At 62.1% G+C, this 21,808-nt stretch carries 26 protein-coding genes and 2 pseudogenes; 12 read left to right on the top strand and 16 right to left on the bottom strand.

Features of this window, described 5'->3' with window-relative positions; translation table 11 throughout:
* Nucleotides 1-407 precede the first annotated feature (407 nt).
* The gene (locus tag L6639_RS28500; RefSeq protein WP_237864914.1) at nucleotides 408-566 is read left to right on the top strand and encodes a hypothetical protein; all 159 of its coding nucleotides are present in this window, start codon (nucleotides 408-410) and stop codon (nucleotides 564-566) included.
* A 19-nt stretch (nucleotides 567-585) separates the two neighbouring features.
* On the opposite strand, the gene L6639_RS28495 is transcribed toward L6639_RS28500, so the two are convergent.
* Nucleotides 586-1,194 carry a cell envelope biogenesis protein TolA gene (locus tag L6639_RS28495; RefSeq protein ID WP_237864913.1) on the bottom strand — a complete coding sequence of 203 codons (609 nt, stop codon included), beginning with the start codon at nucleotides 1,192-1,194 and terminating at the stop codon, nucleotides 586-588.
* A gap of 278 nt (nucleotides 1,195-1,472) precedes the next feature.
* Between L6639_RS28495 and L6639_RS43515 the strand changes: the two genes are divergently transcribed.
* Nucleotides 1,473-1,928, top strand: a complete 456-nt coding sequence (locus tag L6639_RS43515) for a 3'-5' exonuclease (RefSeq protein WP_377818950.1) — start codon at nucleotides 1,473-1,475, stop codon at nucleotides 1,926-1,928.
* Between the two features lie 423 nt (nucleotides 1,929-2,351).
* Here the strand turns inward: L6639_RS43515 and L6639_RS28485 are convergent, their stop codons facing one another.
* From L6639_RS28485 to L6639_RS28475, 3 genes are all read right to left on the bottom strand, one after another.
* Complete coding sequence (locus L6639_RS28485; protein ID WP_237864912.1) at nucleotides 2,352-3,140, bottom strand: hypothetical protein; 789 nt, start codon at nucleotides 3,138-3,140, stop codon at nucleotides 2,352-2,354.
* Nucleotides 3,141-3,231: 91 nt separating this feature from the next.
* Nucleotides 3,232-4,131: a class I SAM-dependent methyltransferase gene (locus L6639_RS28480; protein ID WP_237864911.1), complete on the bottom strand. Its 900-nt coding sequence runs from the start codon at nucleotides 4,129-4,131 to the stop codon at nucleotides 3,232-3,234.
* Between the two features lie 76 nt (nucleotides 4,132-4,207).
* The gene (locus tag L6639_RS28475; protein WP_011090744.1) at nucleotides 4,208-4,390 is read right to left on the bottom strand and encodes a DUF3606 domain-containing protein; all 183 of its coding nucleotides are present in this window, start codon (nucleotides 4,388-4,390) and stop codon (nucleotides 4,208-4,210) included.
* Nucleotides 4,391-4,503: 113 nt separating this feature from the next.
* Here L6639_RS28475 and ligD (L6639_RS28470) point away from each other — a divergent pair, with 113 nt between their 5' ends.
* Nucleotides 4,504-5,424, top strand: a complete 921-nt coding sequence (gene ligD, locus L6639_RS28470) for a non-homologous end-joining DNA ligase (protein WP_237864910.1) — start codon at nucleotides 4,504-4,506, stop codon at nucleotides 5,422-5,424.
* 58 nt (nucleotides 5,425-5,482) lie between these two features.
* Here the strand turns inward: ligD (L6639_RS28470) and L6639_RS28465 are convergent, their stop codons facing one another.
* From L6639_RS28465 to L6639_RS28450, 4 genes are all read right to left on the bottom strand, one after another.
* Nucleotides 5,483-5,746 (bottom strand): GlsB/YeaQ/YmgE family stress response membrane protein, encoded by a 264-nt coding sequence (locus L6639_RS28465; protein WP_237864909.1) that lies wholly within the window; start codon nucleotides 5,744-5,746, stop codon nucleotides 5,483-5,485.
* A 23-nt stretch (nucleotides 5,747-5,769) separates the two neighbouring features.
* The gene (locus tag L6639_RS28460) at nucleotides 5,770-6,231 is read right to left on the bottom strand and encodes a YidB family protein (RefSeq protein ID WP_237864908.1); all 462 of its coding nucleotides are present in this window, start codon (nucleotides 6,229-6,231) and stop codon (nucleotides 5,770-5,772) included.
* A gap of 74 nt (nucleotides 6,232-6,305) precedes the next feature.
* On the bottom strand, nucleotides 6,306-6,926 hold the full coding sequence (locus tag L6639_RS28455) for a hypothetical protein (protein ID WP_237864907.1): 621 nt from the start codon (nucleotides 6,924-6,926) through the stop codon (nucleotides 6,306-6,308).
* A gap of 38 nt (nucleotides 6,927-6,964) precedes the next feature.
* Nucleotides 6,965-7,285, bottom strand: coding sequence for a hypothetical protein (locus L6639_RS28450; RefSeq protein WP_237864906.1), 321 nt, complete (start codon nucleotides 7,283-7,285; stop codon nucleotides 6,965-6,967).
* A gap of 466 nt (nucleotides 7,286-7,751) precedes the next feature.
* Here L6639_RS28450 and L6639_RS28445 point away from each other — a divergent pair, with 466 nt between their 5' ends.
* The 4 genes from L6639_RS28445 to ligD (L6639_RS28430) all read left to right on the top strand — a co-directional run bounded on the left by L6639_RS28445 (nucleotide 7,752) and on the right by ligD (L6639_RS28430) (nucleotide 11,695).
* Nucleotides 7,752-9,431, top strand: coding sequence for a DNA polymerase/3'-5' exonuclease PolX (locus L6639_RS28445; RefSeq protein ID WP_237864905.1), 1,680 nt, complete (start codon nucleotides 7,752-7,754; stop codon nucleotides 9,429-9,431).
* 78 nt (nucleotides 9,432-9,509) lie between these two features.
* Nucleotides 9,510-9,749 (top strand): DUF2171 domain-containing protein, encoded by a 240-nt coding sequence (locus L6639_RS28440; protein ID WP_237864904.1) that lies wholly within the window; start codon nucleotides 9,510-9,512, stop codon nucleotides 9,747-9,749.
* A gap of 676 nt (nucleotides 9,750-10,425) precedes the next feature.
* Nucleotides 10,426-10,614, top strand: a complete 189-nt coding sequence (locus L6639_RS28435; RefSeq protein WP_080677645.1) for a hypothetical protein — start codon at nucleotides 10,426-10,428, stop codon at nucleotides 10,612-10,614.
* Nucleotides 10,615-10,747: 133 nt separating this feature from the next.
* Nucleotides 10,748-11,695, top strand: a complete 948-nt coding sequence (gene ligD / locus L6639_RS28430; protein ID WP_237864903.1) for a non-homologous end-joining DNA ligase — start codon at nucleotides 10,748-10,750, stop codon at nucleotides 11,693-11,695.
* A gap of 451 nt (nucleotides 11,696-12,146) precedes the next feature.
* Here the strand turns inward: ligD (L6639_RS28430) and L6639_RS43735 are convergent.
* From L6639_RS43735 to L6639_RS28400, 7 genes and pseudogenes are all read right to left on the bottom strand, one after another.
* Nucleotides 12,147-12,253, bottom strand: a pseudogene (locus tag L6639_RS43735) (YidB family protein); the annotation flags it as partial.
* 70 nt (nucleotides 12,254-12,323) lie between these two features.
* Nucleotides 12,324-13,055: a hypothetical protein gene (locus L6639_RS28425; RefSeq protein WP_237864902.1), complete on the bottom strand. Its 732-nt coding sequence runs from the start codon at nucleotides 13,053-13,055 to the stop codon at nucleotides 12,324-12,326.
* Nucleotides 13,052-13,468: a phage holin family protein gene (locus L6639_RS28420; protein ID WP_237864901.1), complete on the bottom strand. Its 417-nt coding sequence runs from the start codon at nucleotides 13,466-13,468 to the stop codon at nucleotides 13,052-13,054. The genes L6639_RS28425 and L6639_RS28420 overlap by 4 nt, the downstream gene beginning before the upstream one ends.
* Complete coding sequence (locus tag L6639_RS28415) at nucleotides 13,465-14,130, bottom strand: hypothetical protein (RefSeq protein WP_011090757.1); 666 nt, start codon at nucleotides 14,128-14,130, stop codon at nucleotides 13,465-13,467. The genes L6639_RS28420 and L6639_RS28415 overlap by 4 nt, the downstream gene beginning before the upstream one ends.
* Nucleotides 14,131-14,140: 10 nt before the next feature.
* Nucleotides 14,141-15,103 (bottom strand): DUF3618 domain-containing protein, encoded by a 963-nt coding sequence (locus L6639_RS28410; protein ID WP_237864900.1) that lies wholly within the window; start codon nucleotides 15,101-15,103, stop codon nucleotides 14,141-14,143.
* A gap of 813 nt (nucleotides 15,104-15,916) precedes the next feature.
* Nucleotides 15,917-16,339, bottom strand: coding sequence for a hypothetical protein (locus tag L6639_RS28405; RefSeq protein WP_237864899.1), 423 nt, complete (start codon nucleotides 16,337-16,339; stop codon nucleotides 15,917-15,919).
* A gap of 15 nt (nucleotides 16,340-16,354) precedes the next feature.
* Nucleotides 16,355-16,554: pseudogene (locus L6639_RS28400) on the bottom strand (hypothetical protein).
* A gap of 208 nt (nucleotides 16,555-16,762) precedes the next feature.
* Between L6639_RS28400 and L6639_RS28395 the strand changes: the two are divergent.
* Nucleotides 16,763-18,127: a carbohydrate porin gene (locus tag L6639_RS28395; protein ID WP_237864933.1), complete on the top strand. Its 1,365-nt coding sequence runs from the start codon at nucleotides 16,763-16,765 to the stop codon at nucleotides 18,125-18,127.
* Here L6639_RS28395 and L6639_RS28390 read toward each other — a convergent pair.
* Entirely contained in the window at nucleotides 18,124-19,434 is a 1,311-nt protein-coding gene (locus L6639_RS28390) for an NRAMP family divalent metal transporter (protein ID WP_028150869.1), read from the bottom strand. The genes L6639_RS28395 and L6639_RS28390 overlap by 4 nt on opposite strands.
* Nucleotides 19,435-19,708: 274 nt before the next feature.
* Here L6639_RS28390 and L6639_RS43115 point away from each other — a divergent pair, with 274 nt between their 5' ends.
* The 4 genes from L6639_RS43115 (at nucleotide 19,709) to L6639_RS28375 (ending at nucleotide 21,511) form a co-directional block, all read left to right on the top strand.
* Nucleotides 19,709-19,837, top strand: a complete 129-nt coding sequence (locus L6639_RS43115) for a hypothetical protein (protein ID WP_276576251.1) — start codon at nucleotides 19,709-19,711, stop codon at nucleotides 19,835-19,837.
* A 46-nt stretch (nucleotides 19,838-19,883) separates the two neighbouring features.
* Nucleotides 19,884-20,228, top strand: a complete 345-nt coding sequence (locus L6639_RS28385; RefSeq protein WP_237864898.1) for a hypothetical protein — start codon at nucleotides 19,884-19,886, stop codon at nucleotides 20,226-20,228.
* 294 nt (nucleotides 20,229-20,522) lie between these two features.
* Nucleotides 20,523-21,155, top strand: coding sequence for a cysteine hydrolase family protein (locus L6639_RS28380; protein ID WP_237864897.1), 633 nt, complete (start codon nucleotides 20,523-20,525; stop codon nucleotides 21,153-21,155).
* Nucleotides 21,155-21,511: a hypothetical protein gene (locus L6639_RS28375; protein ID WP_237864896.1), complete on the top strand. Its 357-nt coding sequence runs from the start codon at nucleotides 21,155-21,157 to the stop codon at nucleotides 21,509-21,511. Before L6639_RS28380 ends, L6639_RS28375 begins: the two co-directional genes overlap by 1 nt.
* The last annotated feature ends 297 nt before the right edge of the window (nucleotides 21,512-21,808 follow it).

Below are 21,808 nucleotides of genomic sequence, written 5' to 3'. Positions count from 1 at the left end.
GAAGCCCGGGCGGAAGGTCGATCCCACCGCGGGCGACGCCTCCGACGGTGCTGTTCTCGGGCTCTGGCGAGGCCCGATAGATCCTCGAGCAAAACCTCACCGATCGCCCTCTTCGCCTTGGGAGGTGATCTCGGCCGCGCGCCTCTCGCATTCCTCGGCGAGATCAGTGAGACGCTCGACCGTGTCCGGATCCGTGATCGAGGCAACAAGCCTCCGGCACCGTTCGGCCTGCGCCAGCAATTTGGCTCTCTCATTCTCCATGGAAGATAACGACCGCTGCTCACTGCAGTTGCTCGCCGTCTGCGCCACATCCGCGAGCTCAAATCGCCCAGCATGTGAGACCCAGTTCACACGGCGCCACGCCCCGTCCAGCTACGGTGTCCTCTCCCGTTCTTCGGAGAAGACCGATGTTTGTCACCTTGGCCAGAGCGCTCTCACAAGCGACCCGCGCGGAAGTCGATACCGAGGAGCTGAAGATCGTCGCGATCTTCTGCGGCGCCGGCCTGCTGCTGTCATTGTTGGCGGCCATGGCCTTCGGACTCAGCCTCGGAGCCGAGCCGTTCTGAGCCTCGGCTCCAGCGCGTCCTAGTCTCGCGCCCGACGGAGAGCCGCCCGCAGCTTCTCGCGCTCCCGCTCCCAGCGCGTGTCCTCGGCCTGAGCGCGCTCGTCGAGCGTGGCCCGCTCGGCTTCGATATCAGCTACTCTCGCGTCGTGCGCCCGCTTGGCCTTCTCGATATCGGCTTGCGCCTGGGCGACAGCCTTGTCGCGGCGGGCGCGGTCCCTCTCGCGAGCCGCTTCCTCCTTGCGTCGCTCGGCGTCCTGTCGGCGCTGCTCCTTCTCGAAATCCTGCGCGGCTTTGCGCGCGGCCTTGTCGTCGATCTTGGCCGGGCGCTTCGCAGGCTTGGCCTGACGCCGCTTGGGACGTCTGGCGCCTTCCTCTTCCGCCAGGTCGGTCGGCAGCTCGGCGTGCTCGGTGAAACCGCCGGTCGAGCCGACCGGACGCCGCAGCACCACGCCCGGCTTCGCCATCGTGACGGCGACGATGTCGGGGTCGTCCGTTTCACGCGCGGCGCCTTGATGGAAGAGGTTGCTGCTGGCGCCCCAGGCCTCCAGCGCCGCCTTCATCGATGGCGCCGCGACCGCCTGGTCGTAGAAGCCCAGCGACGTGACGTAGGTTTTCAGTTTTCTCGCCATTGAGCTGCTCGCTCAGCCTGTCGTGAACAACGACGCTACGCAGGAGGGCCGGCCCGTGTTCCCAACCCTGGGAGACGGTCCGAACTCCGCCCCGCTGCCGAGCCGCTCAGCCGATGCTGCTGCGCCTGCAATCCGGCCGAACAACATCTACGCTCCTGAAAACGCCGTGAATCGCTTGAATCTCGGATACCTCGCGGGCCCGTATTGTGCCACACTGGTAAGCGAACAGCGCTATCCCTTGAGAATCGATGCTTCAACACACGACCGATCTCGCGGCCTTGGCCGAGGCACTCAGCCGATCGTCGGACTATCGGGTGCTGCGCCGCCTGGTCCCGCGCATACCGTTGTCCCGGCCAGCGGGGCAGGAAACCAGGACCGGCATCCTGCTCGACACAGAGACGACCGGCCTCGATCATCGTAAGGACGAGATCATCGAGCTTGGGATGGTCAAGTTCGACTACACGCCGGACGGTCGGATCGTCGGCGTCAGGGATACGTTCGCCGCCTTCAACGAACCTTCCGCCCCCATCCCGCCCGAGATAACCGCGATCACGGGCATAACCGACGAGATGGTCGCCGGCCAGCGGATCGACGATGCTGCCGTCTCCGCGTTCGTCGACGACGCGGTCATCACGATCGCGCATAACAGTGGTTTCGACCGGAAGTTCGCGGAGCGCTATTGGCCGGTCTTCGAGCACAAGGCCTGGGGCTGCAGCGCGACCGAAATCGACTAGCGAAAGCACGGCTTCGCAGGCGCGCAACTCGGCTACCTGTTGACTGGGGTTGGCTTCTTCCACCAAGCGCACCGGGCGGTCGACGATTGCCACGCTCTGCTCGAGGTTCTCGCGTTCGAGCTTCCGGATACGGGCGCGCCGGCGCTCGCGCTACTGCTAGAGACCGCACGCAAGCCGATGATGCGCGTATGGGCGGAGCAGTCGCCGTTCGAGCTCAAGGATTCACTGAAGCGGCGCGGCTACCGCTGGAACGACGGCAGCGACGGGAGACACAAGTCGTGGTTCATCGATGTCGACGAGGCCGCCATCGACGACGAGATCGCGTTTCTGCGCAGCGAGATCTACATGCGCGACGTCGAGCCCGGCGTGCAGCGGCTGACGCCTTCACCCGGTTTTCCTGCCGGGCATAGCGCGATAAATCCTTCAGGGCGTCCATCCTCGCGTGCCCAAAAGAACGCCGTGATTTCTGCCGGCAGCATTGAAATCGTAGATCTTCAGGTCGGACCAATCGAGCTTTCCTTGAAGCTCGGCCAGAGACTCCTTATCCAACTTCTCGTACACCTGAACGGCGAAAAGGATCCGCCTAGCGGCAAAGGCGTCGCCGAACTCCGCGATGATCTTGGTTATGGGAGGTTCTGTCCGGCGCAGATCGAGGCCTTCCATCTCATTCAGCGCAGTGCCCCAAGGCGGCGCCACGAAGACGATCATGGCCTCATCGGGCGCGGTATGGAGTTGACCCAGCATGACGCTGTAATCGCCGCACTTCAGATCGATGGCCCGATCGAGGGCCGCGAGGTTTTGCTTGGTCAGCTGAAAGACCTGAGGGTCGAACTCGAAGGCGATCCCGCGCGATCGCGGCACGTGCCGCAATATCCAGTACAAGGTATTGCAAGAGCCTGCGAAAGGATCGACGACGACCCACCGGCCCGGTGCCGGAAGCGACGCCGCGACGGCCGCGACGTCCTGCCCGATGCGGTCGGCAACGGCATCTCGGGTGCACTCGACGGCGGTCCGGCCGAGCAAACGCACCCCGCGCGCGTACCACTCGGCCGGCTTCATGCCGTACAGCCGGACGAAGTCGGGATCGGAGAAGCTGTCGCTACCGTATCGACGGACCTCGTCCAAGGTCAACAGCTGGTTGCGCTTCGCGCCGTGCAACAGCAGCGCTCGGTCATGAATCGGTGTCTCGGATTCCTTCGAACGCTCATTCATGTACGGAAGCTCCTGCGATCGACGTTTCCAATTTCAGCACGCTGTCAAGGCTCGGCTGCCACGAGCAGACCCGGACGAACGAAAAGGACGGTCAGCGCAGCGATGCGATAACCACGAAGGACTCCTGTGGAAACGTCAGCCTGCCGTTCGCGAGTATCGAGGGATCCAGACGGGCCGCCACGTCGTCGGCGATAGCCGCGATCGTGCGCTCACGTCCGGCGTCGTCCTCTCTCGTCAACAGTGCGGCCATCGGGGTCGCCGTGAGCTGGAAGCGAACGTAGTCGAGCGCCGATGGAAAGCCGATCTCCTTGGTCACGGTCTCGACACCCACACGGTCGAAGCCCGTCTGGCGCACCCAATTGCCCACCTCGTCGGCGTTGCACGTAAGATGCTCGGCACGTTTGGTCCGCGAGGCCTCTGGCCCGAGAAACCCATCCAGCGCCTGAACGAAAGCGTTCGCCGCCGGAGTGTGCTCGATTGCGCTGTAGACGCTGAGCCCGAGGCGTCCGGACGGCCTGAGGACGCGAGCCATCTCTCGGAGCGCCTGCGGTCGGTCAGGAAAGAATTGCAGTCCGAGTTGGCAGAGCACGAGATCGAAGCTGCGCGTTGCGAAGGGCAAATCCAGCGCGCTGCCCTCGGTCCACTCCACGTCGCTGGATTTCGCCCGGGCCACGGCCAGCATGGCCCCGTTGAGGTCTATGCCGACCAGCCTTCCGACGTGGCCGCGCTCGGCCAGCCGTCGCGCCACGACACCGGTCCCGCACGCCACGTCCAGTACGCTTTCGCCCTTCGCAGGCTCGATGCGATCGAGTAGATCATCGGCCCAGACCGACGTGATGGCGGGGACGAGATACCGTTCATACAATTCGGGAGCGCTGGCATCCATCTGCCAATGATCGTGAACTGTCATGACACCCTCTTGAAATTGGCCGGGTGAAACCGAGAAGATCAACAAATATTCCCCATGCTGACCGATAAGGACGGCCAACACAAGGTCTCTAAAAGTATGCTCGTCTTCCGGCGGAGTGTCGACGTTTGGCAGAAACCGGCGAAGACTGGCCGCTGGTTCAGCGTCCCAAGCGCTTCTCGACCCGCTTGCGGCTATTGCCGACCTTCTTGACAGCCTTCTTCACGGCCGATGCCGAGCGGCCGGTCTTCTTCGCTTCGTAGCGGACTTCGTAGTCCTGTCCCTTGGCGACGCGCGCCCGGTCCTGCTTGCGTCCACGCGCTGTCTTCTTCGCTGCCGCCATTGGCTCCTCCTCTTTCGAACTGACGGCGATGCAACGCTGCAAGGATTCGGGGGTTCCTGAAACGAATCCTGCCGTCCCGGCTTGAGTCCACCAGTTGCGTTGGAGTTCGTTGCGTGGCGTTTCAGCGACGTAAACCGGCGGCGGTCGGCGTGAAGGCGCCGTTCCCCGGCTTCGTAGAACCGGCCTTGGCATCATCGATCGAGAAGGTGCCGTCCGGGGCGCGATGGATTCACGAAATCAAGTTCGATGGCTACCGGGTCCAGGTCCAGCTGGCGAACGAAGCCGTGAGGGTATTCACCCGCCGCGGCCACGACTGGACCAACCGCTTCAAGAAGGTCGCCGACGACGCCTGGCACATCAAAGCGGGGTCGGCGATCGTGGACGGTGAAATCGTGGTCCCCGCCGCGGACGGCACGACGGACTTCTCGGTCCTTCAGAACGAACTGAAAGGCAAGTCGACCAGCATCGTACTGGTCGCCTTCGATCTCCTGTACGTGAACGGCCGCGACCTCCGGAAGCTGCCGCTCTTCCAGCGCAAGACCGAACTCAAGAAGATCATCGACGGCACCGAGATCCAGTTCAGCGAAAGCTTCGAGCTTGAAGGTGCCGACATATTCGCACACGCCTGCAAGATCGGGCTCGAGGGCATCGTTTCGAAGGTACGCGACAGCGCATACGCCAGCGGCCGCGGCAACAACTGGGTGAAGAAGACCTGCGCGCAGCGGGAGACCCTGACGATCGCCGGCTTCGCGCTCGACGAGGGGAAATGGGACGGCATATACCTCGGACGGCGAAAGGGCGACGACCTCGTCTACGCAGGCAAGGTCGATCACGGCTTCGACAAGGTTTCGGCTGCCGAGTTGCAGAAGCGTCTGAAGCCGCTGATCCGGAAGACCCAACCCTACGCGAAGCGGATCGCACACAAGGGCATCTGGGTCGAGCCGAAGCTGTTGGCCGAGGTCGAGTACAGGGCCAAGTCCGCCGAAGGAAAGGTCCGGCATCCGTTCTTCAAGGGACTGCGAGAAGACCTTTGATTTGGTTTCGAAGAGCCGCTGCGCTTCGATCCGCCGCGGCTCCTGCTGCTTGGTCGGTCTAGATAGCCCGGCCGCTCCTGCCCGCCATCAGCCCATAGACGAACAGTACGATGATCGCGCCGATGACGGCGCCGACCAGCCCCGCTCCTTCGCCAGGCCGATACCAGCCGAGCCCCTGACCGAGATAGGTCGCCACGAACGCTCCCACGACTCCAAGGATCGTGGTCAGAACGAAACCAGTCGGCTCGTTGCCGCCGGGCATGATGAATTTCGCGATGACTCCTGCGATGAAACCGATGATGATCGTCCAGATGATGCCCATTTTCCCTCCGAGTGCGCGTTGTGTTAACCAGCCGACGGAGAAGGAACGCGTCCATCGGGCGTGTATTTGTCCACGGCAGTCGGCAGCTCGCGGGACAAGCGGTCGAGTATCTCCTGCTGCGACATTCCAGTCTGCTGTTCCAGCTTCTGCAGGACATCCGGACCGATCGCCTGCTTAAGTTCGGGCGGCGTGACCTCCCGGTTCGGCCCGTGATCGACCCAGGACTGCGCGGCGTCACCCTGACCGTTCTGTTTGAAGTGCTCGAGAAGTTCGCCGATCCCGCCGTTGAGCAGCGAACCCACGCCACCGCCGCCGACGAGGCCGCCCAAGTTGCCGAGCATGCCGCTTAGCGAATCCTTGTTGCCTGCCGCCGGCTGCCCGGTGGTCGCGTTGCGAAACATCTCCGCCAGCTTGTCCCGATTCTGGTAACCGGCGAGAGCGAGCATGCCCAAGAGGGCGGTCATCGATGGCATTCCGCGGCTCATTTTCCGCTCCTGTATTCGATCGTTGTCGCGTGCAAAAAAAGGCGGCCCGCTTTGGAGGCGGGCTGCCAACCGATTTACCGTACGCCTGTGCCGTAGAGTTGGCGCTCGCGGCGGACCTCGTCCGCGCCGTAAGGTTGCGCCGCGGGATCGTAGCTCTTCCACCCCGACTTTTGCCAAGCCGCGCTGCGGTCGCGCAGATTGACGGCGGATTGGTCGAGGATTGCTTCGTACCGCGCACGGTCGCCGTCAGCAACGCGGGCCGAAACCATCGTGCCGCCGCGCCTTACGCCTTCGGCATAGAGAGGTGCTTCTTCCTCGGAAACGCCGGCTTGCGTCAGCGCACCGACGACTCCGCCCGTGGCGCCGCCGGCGACCGCGCCCAGCGCCGTCGAGGCGAGCCATCCGGCCGCGACCACCGGACCCAAGCCCGGAATGGCCAGCAGTCCAAGGCCAGCGAGCAGACCGGCTGCGCCGCCGAGACCCGCGCCGACGCCGGCCCCCGTGGCAGCACCTTCGGCACGATCGTCGACACCGTCGCGGTCGCGATCGACTTTCTTGTCTGTGCTGTACCAGTTGTCCGAATTGTTCGCGACGATGCTCACCTCCGAATGCGGCAGACCTGCCGCTTCGAGGCTCGTCACCGCGCGCTGTGCGTCGGAATAGTTGTCGTAGAGACGTGAAATCGTAACGGTCATTTTGAATCCTTGTCTGCGTTCGCTACTGCGCTTCAGTGTTACTTGGCCGCGTTGACGTTGCCCTGAAAATCCAGGCTGACGTTTGTCGATGTGCCGCCCTTGCTGGCCTTGCCGCGCCACACGCCGTTGTCGTCCTTCTTCAGGCCCGTGACGTCGGTGTAACCGGCCTGCTCGATCTTCGATTTGGCTTGGCCCTCGGTGAAGCTGTTGGCCCCCGAAACCGGTTTGTCGGAATTGTTCTGGCCGGAACTGTTGACCGCGTTGTTGTTCGGGCGCTCGGTCGCCGGCGGATTTTGCGCGAACGACGGACCCGTCAGAAGCGAAGCGGCCGTCAGCAGCAGAAGAACTTTCTTGTTCATGTCGTCCTCCAGTATTGGCCGGGCACAACATGTGCTGCGCCCAGAGGTTCCAAGTTTTCCCGGTCGGATTGACGCAGCACTCAGGCCGTGACGCCGACGCCGCGAGCCCGCCGCGGCGCCGGCGCCGGAGAATGAGACCCATGGCTGCTGATCGAACCATGAGGGGTAGCCGGCGTTTACTGACATCATGTCAGACGCTTTCGACTATTTCCGCGCCTACGCAGTCCGGGCTCTTTGTAAGGCGCGAGCGATGCCGAAGGGCCGGATGAAGCACCTGCAGCTTGTGGTCGGCCGGATCTATAACCTTCTCAAGAAGGAGGCGGCTTACGGCCCGAACACGCAGCACCTCGAGGATTTTCGCGCGGCCCGGAAGCTGGAGAGCTCTCTCGATCGTCGGTCAAGCGACCGCCCCGGGGGTCGCCTTACTCCGGCGGCGCCGCGAAGCTCGGACCGGGAGGCTGGCTGAATGCCTTCGCTCGACGCGCGCGATGTGGCAAGTCTCCTGCGAGAGTACGCGCAGCGCACCGCCTTGCGAGGCGGCAATCCCTACCGGGCGAAAGCCTACTCTCGGGCCGCCGACAGCCTGGCGGCTCTTGCCGTCCCTCTGGACGTGCTCATCGCCGAAGACCGGCTTATGGAGATCCCGGGGGTCGGCGACGCGATAACCGACATCATCACCAAGCTTCACATAACGGGCAGTCATCCCAGCCTCGAAAAGCTGCGGAAGGAGATTCCCGAGGGCGTGCTCGAGATGCTCGCTGTGCCCGGCCTTCGTTCGGAGAAGGTGCTGCGCCTCTACAAGGATCTCGGCATCGCTTCGCTCGCGGAATTGGAAGCCGCTGCCAAGGACGACCGCATCAAGAAGGCAAAAGGACTCGGCGCCGCGCTGCAGACCAAGATCCTGCAGAACCTAGCGATCGCCAAAAGTGGAGAAGGTCGCCTTCACTTGCACCGTGCCGCCGCCTTGCTCGAGCACGCGCGTGATTCCATCCGGAATGCCCGGCCCGAACTCAAGCGCGCGACGTTCGCCGGTGATTTCCGTCGAGGCTGCGAACTCGTCGGCGACCTCGTAATCGTTGCGGAGGCGGCCAAGCCGGACAAGACATCGACGCCACCGGCCGACGGGCTGCAAATCCGAGTATCTGACCGCAAGCACTTCGGCGCTGCTCTCCTCTTCGCGACAGGCTCCGCCACTCATATCGAACAACTCCAAGCTTTGGCTGCGGAAAAGAGGATGCGATTGGAGCCCGACGGCTTGCACAAGGGGCGCACCCTAATCGCCAGCGAGGAGGCGGAGATCTACCGCGCCCTCGGTCTGCCCTTCATCGACCCTGAGCTCCGGGAAGGGCGCGGCGAGATCGAGACGGCTCTGAAAGGCAAGCTTCCAATGCTCGTCACCGATCAGGACCTGCGCGGCATCCTTCACTGCCACACCGATGCCTCCGACGGCACCGAGACCCTGGAGACCATGGCGAAGGCGACGCGCCAGCGAGGCTTCGAGTATTTCGGCGTCGCCGACCATTCCAAGTCTGCCCACTATGCGGGCGGTCTCTCCGTCGAGGAGATCGCGCAGCAGCATCGGGAAGCCGACCGGCTGAACAAGCGCTTCGGCAAGGATTTCCGGATTCTGAAAGGCATCGAGTCCGACATTCTGGCCGACGGCTCGCTCGACTATGACGACGACGTGCTGGAGCGCTTCGACTTCGTGGTGGCCAGCATCCACGGTCGCTTCAAGTTGGATCGCAAAGCGCAGACGCAGCGCCTGCTTGGGGCTATTTCCGATCCCCACACGACCATCATCGGCCACATGACCGGGCGACAGCTCCAGCGGCGGCCGGGCTACGAAATCGACGTCGAGAAGGTGCTGCGTGCTTGCGCGAAGCACGATGTCGTCGTCGAAATCAATGCCCATCCATGGCGGCTCGACCTGGACTGGCGCTGGCACCAGGCGGCCCTCGACTTCGGCTGCATGCTGAGCATCAATCCGGACGCGCACTCGATTCCCGAGCTCGACCACATGCACTGGGGCGTCCTGATGGCCCGCAAGGGTGGTGTCCCCGCCGAGCGGGTCCTGAACGCGATGTCGCTTTCAGAGATCACGCGCTACCTCCGCCAGAAGCGGCGCTCGCTCTCGCGGGCGGCCTGATCGGCGTATGCTGAGCGTTGGGAAGCAATCAAAAGTTTCCCGGACCGACCGATTATTATTGCTGACTGAGAGATACCGATGACAGACATTTCTAAGATCAAGGGACACATGGACGTGATTTCGTCGGATAGGAAGATGGTCGGAAAAGTCGATCATCTGGACGGAACCGATAAGATCAAGCTGACGAAGCAGAGTTCGCCGGACGGTCAGCATCATCACTTCATTCCGCTCTCATGGGTCGATCACGTCGATCAGCACGTGCATCTCAATAAGACAGGCGCCGACATCACCTCACACTGGCAGCACGCTCAAAGCTGACCAACCGACCGGTCAACCCATGCATCACTGCGGCAAAGGCGTCCAAAACCACGTAGGCGCGCCACCTGCCCGACTCTAAGAACGGTCCCGCCGCCGGCCCGTTTCCAGCGCGAAGCCAAGGAGCAACAATGACGGATCAGGCACGATATGGAGCGCTGAAGGGCGCAGCCGCGGCAGGCGCATTCGCTCCGGTCGGACCAGCGGGGCACATTGCGCTCGGACAACATCGTAGGCACCACTTCAGCAAAGCGACCCTTGACCGCATAGTCCTGGTGGAAGGCCACGGCGTCGAAGGCGACGCCCACGCCGGCGCGTTCGTTCGGCACCGCTCCTTGTCCGTCGCCGCCTGCCCAAGTTCCGGCAGTTCCATCTGATCCCATCCTAGCTCTTGGCGTCCCTTCTTGATGCCGGCTTCGAGGTCCCTGCGGGCGACCTCGGCGAGAACCTCACCACTGCCGGTCTGGACCTCGAGCGGATGACGCCACATCGAAGGGCGCCTCGCTCAGTGCCTTGCGGCCGACCTGCGGCAATCTGAAACCCATCACAGTAGACGCACTAGCTTCGCCCGAACTGGAACAATTGTCCAAGCGATCTAATTGAAGTTTGTTACGACTTAGCTGGGATGACACGGAGTTTTCCTGGAGAAGCGTGTAGTTGATCAGGAAAGGTGCTTCACATGGATCACGGACGAAAATCATCAAAAGCGGGGGAACAGGCCGCTGAAGGCTTGCGCGAGGCGACTGCTAAGGAAGAAGCGAAAAACGAGACCAAGTCGGGACACGATCTAGCTAAGGGCGCTGACCGCTTTGAAGAACGATCTAAAAGCTCCGATGGAAGAAGCGCAAAAGAAAAACAAAAAGGGTGAACGTAAGACCCGGCGTGGCGTCCGCCACTGGCTCATCTGCGAAGCGGTCCCGAGCCAACGAAAGTCCGCTCATCGAAGTACACTCCGACAATGCTCTCGGAGCGTTCGTCCGGTGGACGTTTTGGAGAACTGAATGGGCCGCACGTCGAGTTTGCCGAAACGCCTGCAGCCGATGCTCGCGACCTTGACAGATGATCCGTTCGACGATCCCGCCTGGGTCTTCGAAGACAAATACGACGGCTTCCGTATGATTGCCGAAATCAGGGACGGCAGGGCCGCTCTCTACAGCCGCAACGGCAAGCTTATCAGCCGCAGCTATACCGAGGTGGCCGCAGCGCTCGAGATGGTGAAGGGCGACGCCGTGATCGATGGCGAGTTGGTCGCGATCGGAAAAGACGGAGTATCTCATTTCCAGTTGCTTCAGAATGCCCTCCGCCATCAAGCGAAGCTGCTGTATTTCGCCTTCGATCTCATGTTCGCGAATGGAGAAGATCTGCGGAAGCGGCCTCTCCTCGAACGCAAGGAGCGGCTCAAAACCATTCTGCCGCGCCACGGGCTGATCGGTTTTAGCCGCCACCGCAAGGGGAAGGGCAGGAAGTTCTTCGCTGAGGCCGAGCGCGATGGGCTCGAAGGCATCATGGCGAAGCGCATCGACGGTGCATACGCGTCCGGAAGCCGGACTCCGGACTGGCTCAAGATCAAGACCGCGAAGCGCCAGGAGGTCGTCATCGTCGGCTTCACGGCGCCAAGGCGCACCAGGCCTTTCTTCGGTGCCTTAGTTCTTGCTGTCAGGGAGAAGGAGTCCTGGCGGTACATCGGGCATGTGGGAACGGGCTTCAGTCACCAAACGTTGGCGGAGCTTCACTCTAGGCTAACCCGGCTGCAAGTGGCGAAGTCGCCTTTTCCTGCGAAAGTGAAGGATGAGACAGTCACGACCTGGGTGAGACCTTTCTTGGTAGCCGAGGTAAAGTTCGCAGAGTGGACCACCAAGGGTGAACTGCGCCAGCCCGTCTACCTAGGCCTCAGATCCGACAAACAGGCGAAAGACGTCGTGCGCGAACAAGAGCGGCTTCGCTCATAGGATTTCAGCGACCTAGTTTCACGCGGACCTCCGGGCGAGGAAGAATGGCAGGTACCCCTCCTATGAATCCGATGTGAGTCGTCTGATCTTCCACTCTTGGCAGCTCGAGGGAACGACGCTCAGGCGGGACCGTTCGAAAGACGTTGCAGAATTTCAGACCGAAAGGAGCGGCTGGTGCGCATACTCTTCGTCGAGTATGACTCGCTGATCCGGGAGCTCGTGGTGGAGGCTCGACGTCATCCACGCCTCGACCGGCGGAGAGGCACTGGCATCGTGCGGGCGAAGCGCCGCCGATGTTCTCATCACCGACGTGCAACTGCTGGGAAGCGTCGATGGATGGCAGATCGCCGAACGCTCAAGCAGGATCCGGGATTGCGGGTTATCTACGCCATCGGCTTTTCGCCGGTCGCGCCTCGTCCGGCGGCAACGTGTTCCTGCGCAAGCCTTTCCCACCGGAGGTAGCCTTGCGAAACATGTCCGCTAACTTGCGCGATTTTGGTAACCCGCGATTGCGAGCATGCCCAAAAGGGCAGTCATGGATGGCATTCCGCGGCTCATGTTAGGCTCCTAATTTTCCAAACGGGGGATCGTGGTTGCGCGAGAGGTCGGAAGCATGGGCCGGCAACTCTCACAACTGTTTGGTCTTTTCCTTCGCGGCCTGGGTGGCATCAGTCCCCGCTTGCCTCATCCGATCGACTGCCTCGGCTCCCATGTCGCTCGCTTCGGCCACGAGCGTATCGGCAGCTTCGCGCAGCGCCTGAGACACGGCGGATCCGCGCCTGCTCAGATCATCCTTCACTTCGTCGCTGACCTCGCCGATGTAGTTGTCTTCTATCTGAGACGTTCGAAATGCGCTCGCAAGTGCTGCGCCTATCGCCAAGCCAACGGCGCCGATTACCAGGGGCTGTTTCTCCATGACGTCGCCGATTGAAGACTGAGCTTTCGCCAAGGTGTCTGCTGTCGGTAGAGGACTTCCCATCTGGGCGAACTGTTCGCGAGCGTAAGCCACGCCTTCGTCGGAGCGGTCGCGGACGCTGTCCGTTGCATCAGACATCGAGCCGACCGCAGTATCGGCGGCTGTATCTACCGTCCCGCGCGAACCGCTCCCTTCATGATCCATGTCCGGGGCGGTCGGAGGAGCTGCGGTCCGCTGCAAGCCCGAGGCTGCAGCCCGCAGATTGGTCGCACCGGCGCCGACGACGTCTGATGCGACGGTGGCCGCGGATCGCGCAGCCCCCTTCAACTTCGCGTCCCCGAGCATCAGCCAAAGTGCTCCGCCGCCGATCAGCGCGGCGGAAAGCGGGTTCTCTCGGGCTGCAGCAAGGAAACTATCAAAAAAGCCGGTTTGCGGGCCGCTCATCGCATCATTCCCTTCACGGTGTCTTTGTCCTTTTCAAGCTGCCTTATGGTCTTCCGCGGAGCCAGGCTGCGCGCGTCCAGCCGCTTGATGCCCATGGCAAACAAAGCGCCCGATATGGCAGCGGCGACAATCGCGGAAGTCAGGTAGGCTAATGTTGGCGACCACCCCCCGTTGATCAACGCGGATGCCAGGGCGAACAACGCCATGACGATGGCCGGGATGACAAGGACGGCGCCCCCGGCCAAAAGTCCAAATGCTTTGCCGAGCCTTTGCACCTTTTCGCCAAGTTCGGCCTTCGCCAGGTCGACCTCATTCTGGAAAAGCTTCGTGACCTGAACCAGCGCATCTCCGACAAGGCCCGAAATGTTGCTAAGATCGCTTTTCCCCGTTTCGATGTCGTGCTCGATGCTCATGATGCGCTGCCGTCCTGCGAAGGTGGCTTCTGCTGCTGTCCGGTCGGTGATCCCGTAGAGGTCTGGCCACCGAAGTCCTTGCTCGCATAAGCGGCTCGGCCGCCGGATGAGCCAGCTTCCGCGCCTGTCGCCGAGCCCGTCCGCTGCGCGGTCGAGCTGCCTCCCGAAGCCTTCAGAAACCGTACAGCGGCGAACCCAGCCAAGACAGACAGGCCAAGAAAAGCCGCGGGTTGTCGCTTCGCAAAATCGGTCGCACCGTCGACGAGGTCGCGAAAGCTGCCGTCGCGAACCTTTGCGGCCGCGTCTTCCACATAATCGGCGGCTGAGTTGATACCGCGTGCGGCAAATGGCACGTCAGTTTGGAATGCGCCGGCGGCCTGGCGGAAGTTTCCGGCCAAGCGCTGGATGAAATCGGCGCTGGTCTGCTGCTGTTCTCGTGCCCGTTCTTGGATCTGGTCGACGGTGCCGCTGGCGACGTTCTTGGCTGCATCGGTGGCTTCGCTGAACTTGTCCCGTGCCATGTCCGCCGATGCCTGCAGGGCTTCTCCGGCGCGCTGCTTTATCTCGGCCCCTGCATCGCCGATCTGTTCCTTCAGACCGATGGAGGAGTTGCTCTTACCTTTGTTGAAGTTGGCCGGCTTGATGACGTCTGAATCGCTCATGGTGTATCTCTCAGGTGCTAGAATTTCGGGAGGGGCTGAACGCCGCGTCGACAACTTCTGCGGCCGCTTCCTTGAGGTTGTCGGCCAGATTCCGGGTCATACGGCTCGCGTGCCGCCCCAGATCGGCTTCACTCACGCTCCTTGTCGCGGCATCGGCGGCCGACAACGTCGCATCCTTGGTCGCCTCCAAACCGGATTCAGCTGCTTCGCCTGCAGCGCGCTTCAGGCTATCGCTGGCGGGGCCGGCCGTCCGGTCTTCGAACTTCGTTTCCGGCAGGGCCGCCGCGATTATTGCGCCGATGGCGATGCCAAGTCCTCCGATCAGCGCGGCATTATCACCGATGATCTGACGCGCTTGTTCTGGAGCGGCGTTCGCCGAATCCTTGATGGCATCCATCCCTCTGGTGATGTTGTCACCGATCGCCCCTGCGGCCTCCGTTGCTCGAGCCTTGAGGTTGTCGGCTGATGTCTTGGCCGCATCCATGGCATCGTTGACCGCACCAGCGGCCCGCCCTTGGGACTCGGAGAGTTTCGCCTGCGCCCCACTTTTCGCTTCCTGCACCCTCTCGGCAGTTTCGTCGATAAACTGACTAGCTCCATCCATCACGGGCGACACCGCTTCAGCAGCCCGGTCGCGCACGCTCTTGGAGGTAAGAGCGAGGCCCGCAGTAATCATGAGAAGCGGCAGGGGCACCCCTCGGGCCAATCGCAGCAGCGGCACAGCCACCGCGGTACCCGCGGCGACCGCGCCCAGCGGGTTATTCATCATTTTCTGTTTGAGCTCTTTGACCCAGCCTTGAGCCGTGTCGCTCACATAGTCCGACACTTCCGATTTAATTCGCTGAGGCGTGACCATGTCACGCAGATCCTGCTTCGTGTCGGATAGTCCCTGCTTCAGACGGTCGACCGTGGCCGCCAGCTCCGCCCGGTTACGCTCGGACTCGCGTCGTAGCTCATCCACCGATCGTGTCATGTTCATCCTCTTGGGCTTATTTTTGGACACTGCTTCGAGGACGAACTCGCCTTTGGTTAGATCGTTCCTAGTTGCTCGTCCGGCGCTCTCGCGATCAAGAACGCTCGAAAGCAGGACAGACAGGTCTGGCGAATCCTTCCGCAAAGGCACGGAGGAACGGCCCTGAGTACTCCGCTGAACCGTCCACGTCCGGTTCTATCGCCGCCCACGTCGGCGGCATCGCCGCCTTCCCGGCTTCGCTCTCTTATGTCCCTCAGGTCCGGGAAGCATGGCGGCGGAGATTGGCGGACGACCCGTCTGCAACATGCTCGCCGCCCTCAAGCTGGGCCTTAGTCTCCCGGACAACAAGGAACGGGGCGAGTCTCCCCCTCGCGAGGTGAGCCTCGGCGCGACCAACATGCCCTCCAAGGTGCGATGGACTGCAGCTCCCTCGTGGCGGCGGCCGATCGCGTGCTCTAGGCCGCCAAGGACAGCGACCGCGATCGACTCGTCACGGCGATCGCAGAACTGACCGGCCTCCGGACGCCCTGCGTCCTCATCGACCGCTTCCGGGCCGGCGGAGCGGTTGCGGGTGGCGATACCGCGCGGATTCGGCTCACGTCCACATCGTTTCGCGCCTTATCGACTTTGTAAGAGCCTGGTGCACAACCCGGCAACCCCATCTCCGAATCGAAACGCGTTCGGTAGTCGGGCGGGCATGGCCGGAAACAAGGTAACGGCGGTACGCTTAGGGCTGGGGAGACAATCGACAGTCCGGGACTAACCAAGCCGCCGCGCCCAGCCGGCGGTTTCTTTTTTGACCTCGATATCACCTCAGGAGGCGTTCGCCCTCGCCCGTTCGCGCGCCTCGCGACGACGTTCGCGGCGTTCGCGCCGCCGCTTGGCACGGTCAGTAGGCTGAGGCAGGGGACGAAGCTGGTTTGGAGTGACTATCGGAGCCGTAGCCTCCTCGACGAAAGGCGCCTGAATCGGTTCGGGCGCGGCGGGGCGAGCCTCCATGAACTCGAGCACTGCCCTCCCATTGGCCGTGATCTGCCATCCGCCGCTGATGCGTTCGACCAGCCCTTGTGAAAAGATGTCGAGATCCGGAACCCGGGCGGCGAGGCGCTTGGTTCGATCCGCCCATTCGCGGCCACTGGTCGCCAGGATGGCCATGTCGCGCTTGAGGTCTTCCATGAGGGCGAAGCCGTCCGAATAGCTCACCAGGATCTTCAGCACCGTGACCTGGAAATTCACGCCCGCCTCGACCGATCAGCGCGACATCGTGGGTGCGCGCGAAAGGGCATCACGGCCTACCTGCCTGAGTTCTTCCAGCGATACCTCACCTTTGGTAGCAGCCTCCAGTATCTTTGAGGCAACATGGGTACGCGCTCCGATCTCGCGGTGCGAAACGCTCTCGCAAACTTCGTTTAAGACCGCGCGCATAGCGCAGTAGTTGTCGGATCGAACATGAATGCCCCCAGAAGGGAAGACCCCATCATAGCCAACATTTCGCGTGCCGTTAACGATTGCGATAGGCCAGTTGGTCTGACCGACCTTTTGGAAATTGGCTCGACGGTGGACTTACCTTGCAATATCGGGCAATTCGTAAGGCTATCTTCGAGATCAGGAAGTCGCGTGTCGAGACCTCACAGAGCCTATAGGCAGGTCGTTCTTTCGATGTCGGTAGTCATGCTCCTGGCAGCTGGCGCCGCGGCCCAGGAGGACAAGAAGACCGACGACGACAAGCCGGCCGATCCGGACACGGGTGAGAGCACCGTGGAGGAAAAGACGCTCGGCATTCTGCCCAATCCGCTGCAGAAGTACGGCGTGAAGTTCGCGGCCACTTACATAGGCGAGGCGTTTGGTAACGCTACCGGCGGCCTGAAACAGGGCGCTATCTACGAAGGTCGCCTCAACGTCGCGGTGGATGTCGACCTGCAGAAGCTCGTCGGCATCGACAAGCTCACTTTTCACGCCAACATGTTCCAGATCCATGGCGACGGTCTATCGCGCAGTAATCTTCAGAACTTCTTCGTCGTCAGCGGCATCGAGGCCTTGCCGTCGACGCGACTTTACGAAGCCTATTTCGAGAAGCAATGGGGCGCAAAGAAAGTCTCGTTGAAAGTCGGCCAGCTTGCCGCCGACAGCGAATTCTTCAACACCAAATATACTGACGTGTTCACCAACGCCTCGATGGGTTGGCCCGCGATCACCTCGTTCGATCTTCCCAGCGGCGGACCGTCGCCACCTTTGGCGGCTATGGGCGCAAGGCTGCTGGTCAACGTGACTGACCAACTTTCGCTTCTGGGCGGGATCTTCGACGGCGACCAAGCCGGACCCGGCTCAGGCGACCCGCAGCAGCGCAATCGCTACGGCGTGAATTTTCGCGTCAACGATCCGCCGTTGCTTCTAGGTCAAATCCAGTACGCCTGGAACAACAAGAAGGGCGACCCGAACCTGACCGGCCAGGTCAAGTTGGGCGGCTGGCGCCATTTCGGCTCTTTCGCCGATCAACAGCTCGCGTCTAATGGCGTCTCGTTCGCCGCTCCCGGCACTAGCGCGGAGCCTCTATTGCTGGCAGGAGATATCGGTGGCTGGGCAGTGTTCGAGCAACAGATCTACCGGGTGCCTCACAGCGACGATCGTGGGATCGGTCTCTTCGCAAGGGCCGCTGGCGCGCCCGCCGATCGCAACCTGATCGATCTCTACGCCGATGCCGGCCTCGAGTTCATCGGCCTTCGCGACGACCGGCCCTACGACAAATTCGGGATCGCCGCGGGTTGTGCGCATGTCTCAAAACGGGCGCAGGCGCTCGACGCCGACTACCGGACGTTGGTCAATCCAAGCTGGCCGATCCGAAGCTTCGAAGGATTGCTGACGGCCGTCTATCAGTATCAGATCAGGGATGGCTGGACGGTACAGCCGAACTTTCAATACATCGTCCACCCCGGCGGTGGAGCAACATTACCCGTCGGCCCGCTGGCGGGGAAGATTCTCAAGAACGCTTCGGTGTTCGGCCTCAGGACCACACTCAAGTTCTAAGACGACGAGCCCATGAACATCGTGGCGACCATGCCAACGATGCAGAGAGCCATCGCGGCGGTCGCCGCCCAGCCCAACCAGTACAAGGGCCCGGTGACGACAAGCTTGCCCATGACCTTCGGTCGCCGGACGAGCACCATCAGAAGGACCATCACAGGCGCGGCCAGCACTCCGTTGACCACAGCGCTCCAATAGAGGGCTTTGATCGGATCAATCGGGGTGAAGTTGAGCCCGATACCGCAGAACCCCGAAAGTGCCAGCACGGAGTAGAACGCGATGGCCTCCTTCGGCTTACGGGACAGACCGACCTTCCAGCGACGCCCTTCGCCAATGGCGTATGCGGTTGAGCCGGCCAGGACAGGGATCGCCAACAGTCCGGTCCCGACGATGCCGAGCGCGAAGATGAGCTCGGCGAAAGGACCTGCGATCGGCTTCAAGGCTTCCGCCGCTTGCGCCGAACTTTCGATGTCGGTCTTGCCCTGGGCGTGAAGCGTCGCCGCGGTCGTCACGATGATGGAAAGCGCGATGAGGTTTGAGAAGGCCATGCCGATCATCGTGTCTAGCCGGATACGCCGGAATTCTTCCGGTGCGTCAGACGAATCCTTCTTTAAAGGCTTCTTGTCGGCGTCGATTCGCTGCTCCTCGGCTTCTTGCGACGACTGCCAGACGAAGAGATAAGGCGATATCGTCGTGCCGAGAATGGCGACGAGCGTCGTCAAAAACGCAGCGTCCCAGCTTACGCGGGGGATTAGGACGCCCTTCAGCGCCTCCTCCCAAGGCACCTTTACGACGGCGAGAGCGATCACGTACGCGAACAAGCTAAGCGTCAACCACTTCAGCACGGACACGTACCGGTCGTAATTGAAGAAGATTTGGGCGAGGACCGACAGAGTGCCGAACAGCACCACGTAGGCGATGCCGGGACCTCCGATCAAAAGCTTCAGCGCGTCCGCCATCGCGCCGAGATCGGCGGCGATGTTGATCGTATTGGCGACGAAAAGCAGTCCCACCAGACTCCAGACCCAAGCTGCGCCGAAGTTCCGGCATACATTCCCCGCGATGCCGTGGCCGGTCACTCGCCCTATCCGTCCGGAGATCTCCTGGATCGCAGCCATGAGGGGGTAAGAGAGCAGCATGGTCCAACCGATGCCGAACCCAAGCTGCGCGCCGGCCTGGCTGTAGGTGCCTATCCCGGACGGATCATCGTCGGACGCGCCGGTGATGAGGCCTGGTCCCAGCGTCGAGAGAAAGTTGCGGACGCGGAACGTCTTTCGCCTCTGAACCTTCGGTTCGATCGCCGCATCCATTCGAATGGTTCTCCAAACATTCTGGGACAGTCTCTCATGCGCAGAACTAAGTCATCAAAGTGCTCGCCCGCCCGGGCGCTCGGCCAAGGAGGGAGGATCGAAGGCTGCTAGTGTCCGCGTCGCTCCGGGTAGGGTAGGTTCCGAACGGCGCCTGATAACGGGCTGGAACCCCCGACGTTCCTTAGCCGGGAGCGGCGAGATCTGCTTGCGGACTTGCTGGTAAGGGCGGCCTGATAGTGTCACGATGTGCTATCGACAAATCCGGGCGTGTGTCATGCGATCGCAGGTCCGGCTTCCCGATCCGATCGCCGCCGTCTTCATCACGGAGCAGCTCGCCGACCGCCAGACTGCCGCGCCTGACTTCCTGCGCGAAAAACTTGCCATTCAGAACCTTGCTGGGTGATGTCCGACCATCCGGATGAGGTGCTGCCCGGCTGGTCAAACTCGGCATGGAAATCTGCGGGGCTCACTCCGCCGGCATCAGCATCTTCGAGCCGGAAGTCGGCCAGTTCCGCTGGTACGCGCTCGCGGGCGAACTGGCGACCTTCGACGGCGCGACGACTCCGCGGAATTTCAGCCCCTGCGGGGTCTGCCTCGATCTGGCCCAGCCCATCCTCATGGAACATCCAGAACGGGCCTACGACTGGATCCGAGACGCGGGAATCACGGTGCCCGAGGTGCTGCTCGTCCAATTGACCATGAAGGGGGCGGACGCGGCTTCAGCAAGCCGGTGCAGACCATATTACGCTGATGAAAGGGGAACGGCGTCGACGGCGATGCCACCCGGACCTTGAAAAGATGCCGCTCGGCACACGCATTGTACGCGATCGTCGAGCTGACGGGCCTGCGGACGCCCTGCGTGCTCATCGATCGCTTCAGGACCGGCCTAAAAAGGCAGGTCGTGTGCCGATAAAAACGGACCCTGCATTCAGATGCGGCGTCATGGACGTGGTGCGAGCGGGCGGACAAGTGGCAGAGTCATCCTGCCTGATGGATATCAAAAACGCATCCTTCGCTATAGCCCCGTGGCAAGCCGGAGGAACCAAGCCGCTACACCTCCGTTGGAGCTGGCTTTTGAGGACAGGTCCATGACGAAGGGTGACGAACTCCACTACGGCGCTCCCCGGAACGCAGTCCATCTCTGCGTCGACATGCAGCGGATGTTCGCGGGAGGTACGGATTGGACGATGCCGTGGCTGCCGCGCGTCCTGCCGAACGTCGTCGCGATCACCTCCGCCCATCCCGAGCGGACAATCTTCACGCGCTTCATCCCGGCGCAAAGCCCAGGCCAGGGCGCCGGCATGTGGCGGCGCTACTACGAACGCTGGAGTTCGATGACTATCGACCGGCTCGGGCCGGAAATGGTCGATCTGGTGCAGGAGCTCGCCCGCTTCGTCCCGCCCGCGCGCACTTTCGACAAGTACGTCTACTCGCCTTGGACAGGGAGCGGCCTGCATGCGCAACTTCGCGAAGCCGGCGTCGAAACCGTCATCGTCACAGGCGGCGAAACCGACGTCTGCGTCCTCGCAACCGTATTGGGCGCGGTCGACTGGGGCTTCCGCGTGATCCTCGTCGTCGATGCGCTTTGCAGCTCGGCCGACGAGACGCATGATTCCATGATGAAGATCTACATGAACCGGTTCGGCCAGCAGGTGGAGTGCGTCACGACCGAAACGCTTCTCGCCAACTGGCCGGCCGACGGCCGGGCTAGGTCCCTCTGATGAACCGTTCCTACGTCGTGCAGATCCTCGTGCCGAAGGAGACCGGCAAGGGCGAGCCGGTTTCCAAGGAATGGTTCGACAAATTCCTGCAGAAGCTGACCGACGAGTTCGGCGGGGCTACCAGCTACATCCGGGCCCCTGCAAAGGGCCTGTGGCGCAGCGGCGACACGACCGAGCGCGACGATATCGCGGTCGTCGAGGTCATGGCCGCGAAGCTCGCACCGGAATTCTGGCGGTCCCTCCGCGAGCGGCTCGAACGAGAGCTCTCGCAGGAGGATCCAATCAAGAGGAACGCCATGGGATCACCAATGACATCCAAGACGCTCCATGCTCCGGTGGAGTTCTTCGCATTTTGACTGCGGACATCGCAGCCGTATCAGGATGGCTGCGATGGAATGCTCGGATCGAAAACGTCGTGAAGTGCACATTTTGAGTAATTTGAGCCGATTCTCTCGCCCTGCGAATTCAATCTTCGATAGCGAAACCGTTTCTGGACTATGGTAGTCTGTGTTCTATCACAGCCCGGTCCGTGGCTTTTATCTGTGATGAGAACGCCGGTAGCGCTCCCGCCTTCCTCGAAGGATAGGAGCGCGCCATGGCAAGTCGGCGTCGTTTCAAGCAAACAAGATCGCTCAAAGATCGGCTCGCGTCGT

The organism is Bradyrhizobium zhengyangense, from assembly GCF_022012555.1.
In the GTDB taxonomy this organism is placed as follows: domain Bacteria; phylum Pseudomonadota; class Alphaproteobacteria; order Rhizobiales; family Xanthobacteraceae; genus Bradyrhizobium; species Bradyrhizobium zhengyangense.
Note: the sequence above shows the minus strand (reverse complement) of the source record. Positions and strands in the feature narration are given on the sequence as shown.

Bases quoted from the DNA above. Each gene is read 5' to 3' on its own strand.
- L6639_RS28500 (WP_237864914.1), top strand. From the start codon at position 408: ATGTTTGTCACCTTGGCCAGAGCGCTCTCACAAGCGACCCGCGCGGAA.
- L6639_RS28495 (WP_237864913.1), bottom strand. From the start codon at position 1,194: ATGGCGAGAAAACTGAAAACCTACGTCACGTCGCTGGGCTTCTACGAC.
- L6639_RS28485 (WP_237864912.1), bottom strand. From the start codon at position 3,140: ATGAATGAGCGTTCGAAGGAATCCGAGACACCGATTCATGACCGAGCG.
- L6639_RS28475 (WP_011090744.1), bottom strand. From the start codon at position 4,390: ATGGCGGCAGCGAAGAAGACAGCGCGTGGACGCAAGCAGGACCGGGCG.
- L6639_RS28465 (WP_237864909.1), bottom strand. From the start codon at position 5,746: ATGGGCATCATCTGGACGATCATCATCGGTTTCATCGCAGGAGTCATC.
- L6639_RS28460 (WP_237864908.1), bottom strand. From the start codon at position 6,231: ATGAGCCGCGGAATGCCATCGATGACCGCCCTCTTGGGCATGCTCGCT.
- L6639_RS28455 (WP_237864907.1), bottom strand. From the start codon at position 6,926: ATGACCGTTACGATTTCACGTCTCTACGACAACTATTCCGACGCACAG.
- L6639_RS28450 (WP_237864906.1), bottom strand. From the start codon at position 7,285: ATGAACAAGAAAGTTCTTCTGCTGCTGACGGCCGCTTCGCTTCTGACG.
- L6639_RS28445 (WP_237864905.1), top strand. From the start codon at position 7,752: ATGCCTTCGCTCGACGCGCGCGATGTGGCAAGTCTCCTGCGAGAGTAC.
- L6639_RS28440 (WP_237864904.1), top strand. From the start codon at position 9,510: ATGACAGACATTTCTAAGATCAAGGGACACATGGACGTGATTTCGTCG.
- L6639_RS28435 (WP_080677645.1), top strand. From the start codon at position 10,426: ATGGATCACGGACGAAAATCATCAAAAGCGGGGGAACAGGCCGCTGAA.
- ligD (WP_237864903.1), top strand. From the start codon at position 10,748: ATGGGCCGCACGTCGAGTTTGCCGAAACGCCTGCAGCCGATGCTCGCG.
- L6639_RS28425 (WP_237864902.1), bottom strand. From the start codon at position 13,055: ATGAGCGGCCCGCAAACCGGCTTTTTTGATAGTTTCCTTGCTGCAGCC.
- L6639_RS28420 (WP_237864901.1), bottom strand. From the start codon at position 13,468: ATGAGCATCGAGCACGACATCGAAACGGGGAAAAGCGATCTTAGCAAC.
- L6639_RS28415 (WP_011090757.1), bottom strand. From the start codon at position 14,130: ATGAGCGATTCAGACGTCATCAAGCCGGCCAACTTCAACAAAGGTAAG.
- L6639_RS28410 (WP_237864900.1), bottom strand. From the start codon at position 15,103: ATGACACGATCGGTGGATGAGCTACGACGCGAGTCCGAGCGTAACCGG.
- L6639_RS28395 (WP_237864933.1), top strand. From the start codon at position 16,763: ATGTCGGTAGTCATGCTCCTGGCAGCTGGCGCCGCGGCCCAGGAGGAC.
- L6639_RS28390 (WP_028150869.1), bottom strand. From the start codon at position 19,434: ATGGATGCGGCGATCGAACCGAAGGTTCAGAGGCGAAAGACGTTCCGC.
- L6639_RS43115 (WP_276576251.1), top strand. From the start codon at position 19,709: ATGCGATCGCAGGTCCGGCTTCCCGATCCGATCGCCGCCGTCTTCATC.
- L6639_RS28385 (WP_237864898.1), top strand. From the start codon at position 19,884: ATGGAAATCTGCGGGGCTCACTCCGCCGGCATCAGCATCTTCGAGCCG.
- L6639_RS28380 (WP_237864897.1), top strand. From the start codon at position 20,523: ATGACGAAGGGTGACGAACTCCACTACGGCGCTCCCCGGAACGCAGTC.
- L6639_RS28375 (WP_237864896.1), top strand. From the start codon at position 21,155: ATGAACCGTTCCTACGTCGTGCAGATCCTCGTGCCGAAGGAGACCGGC.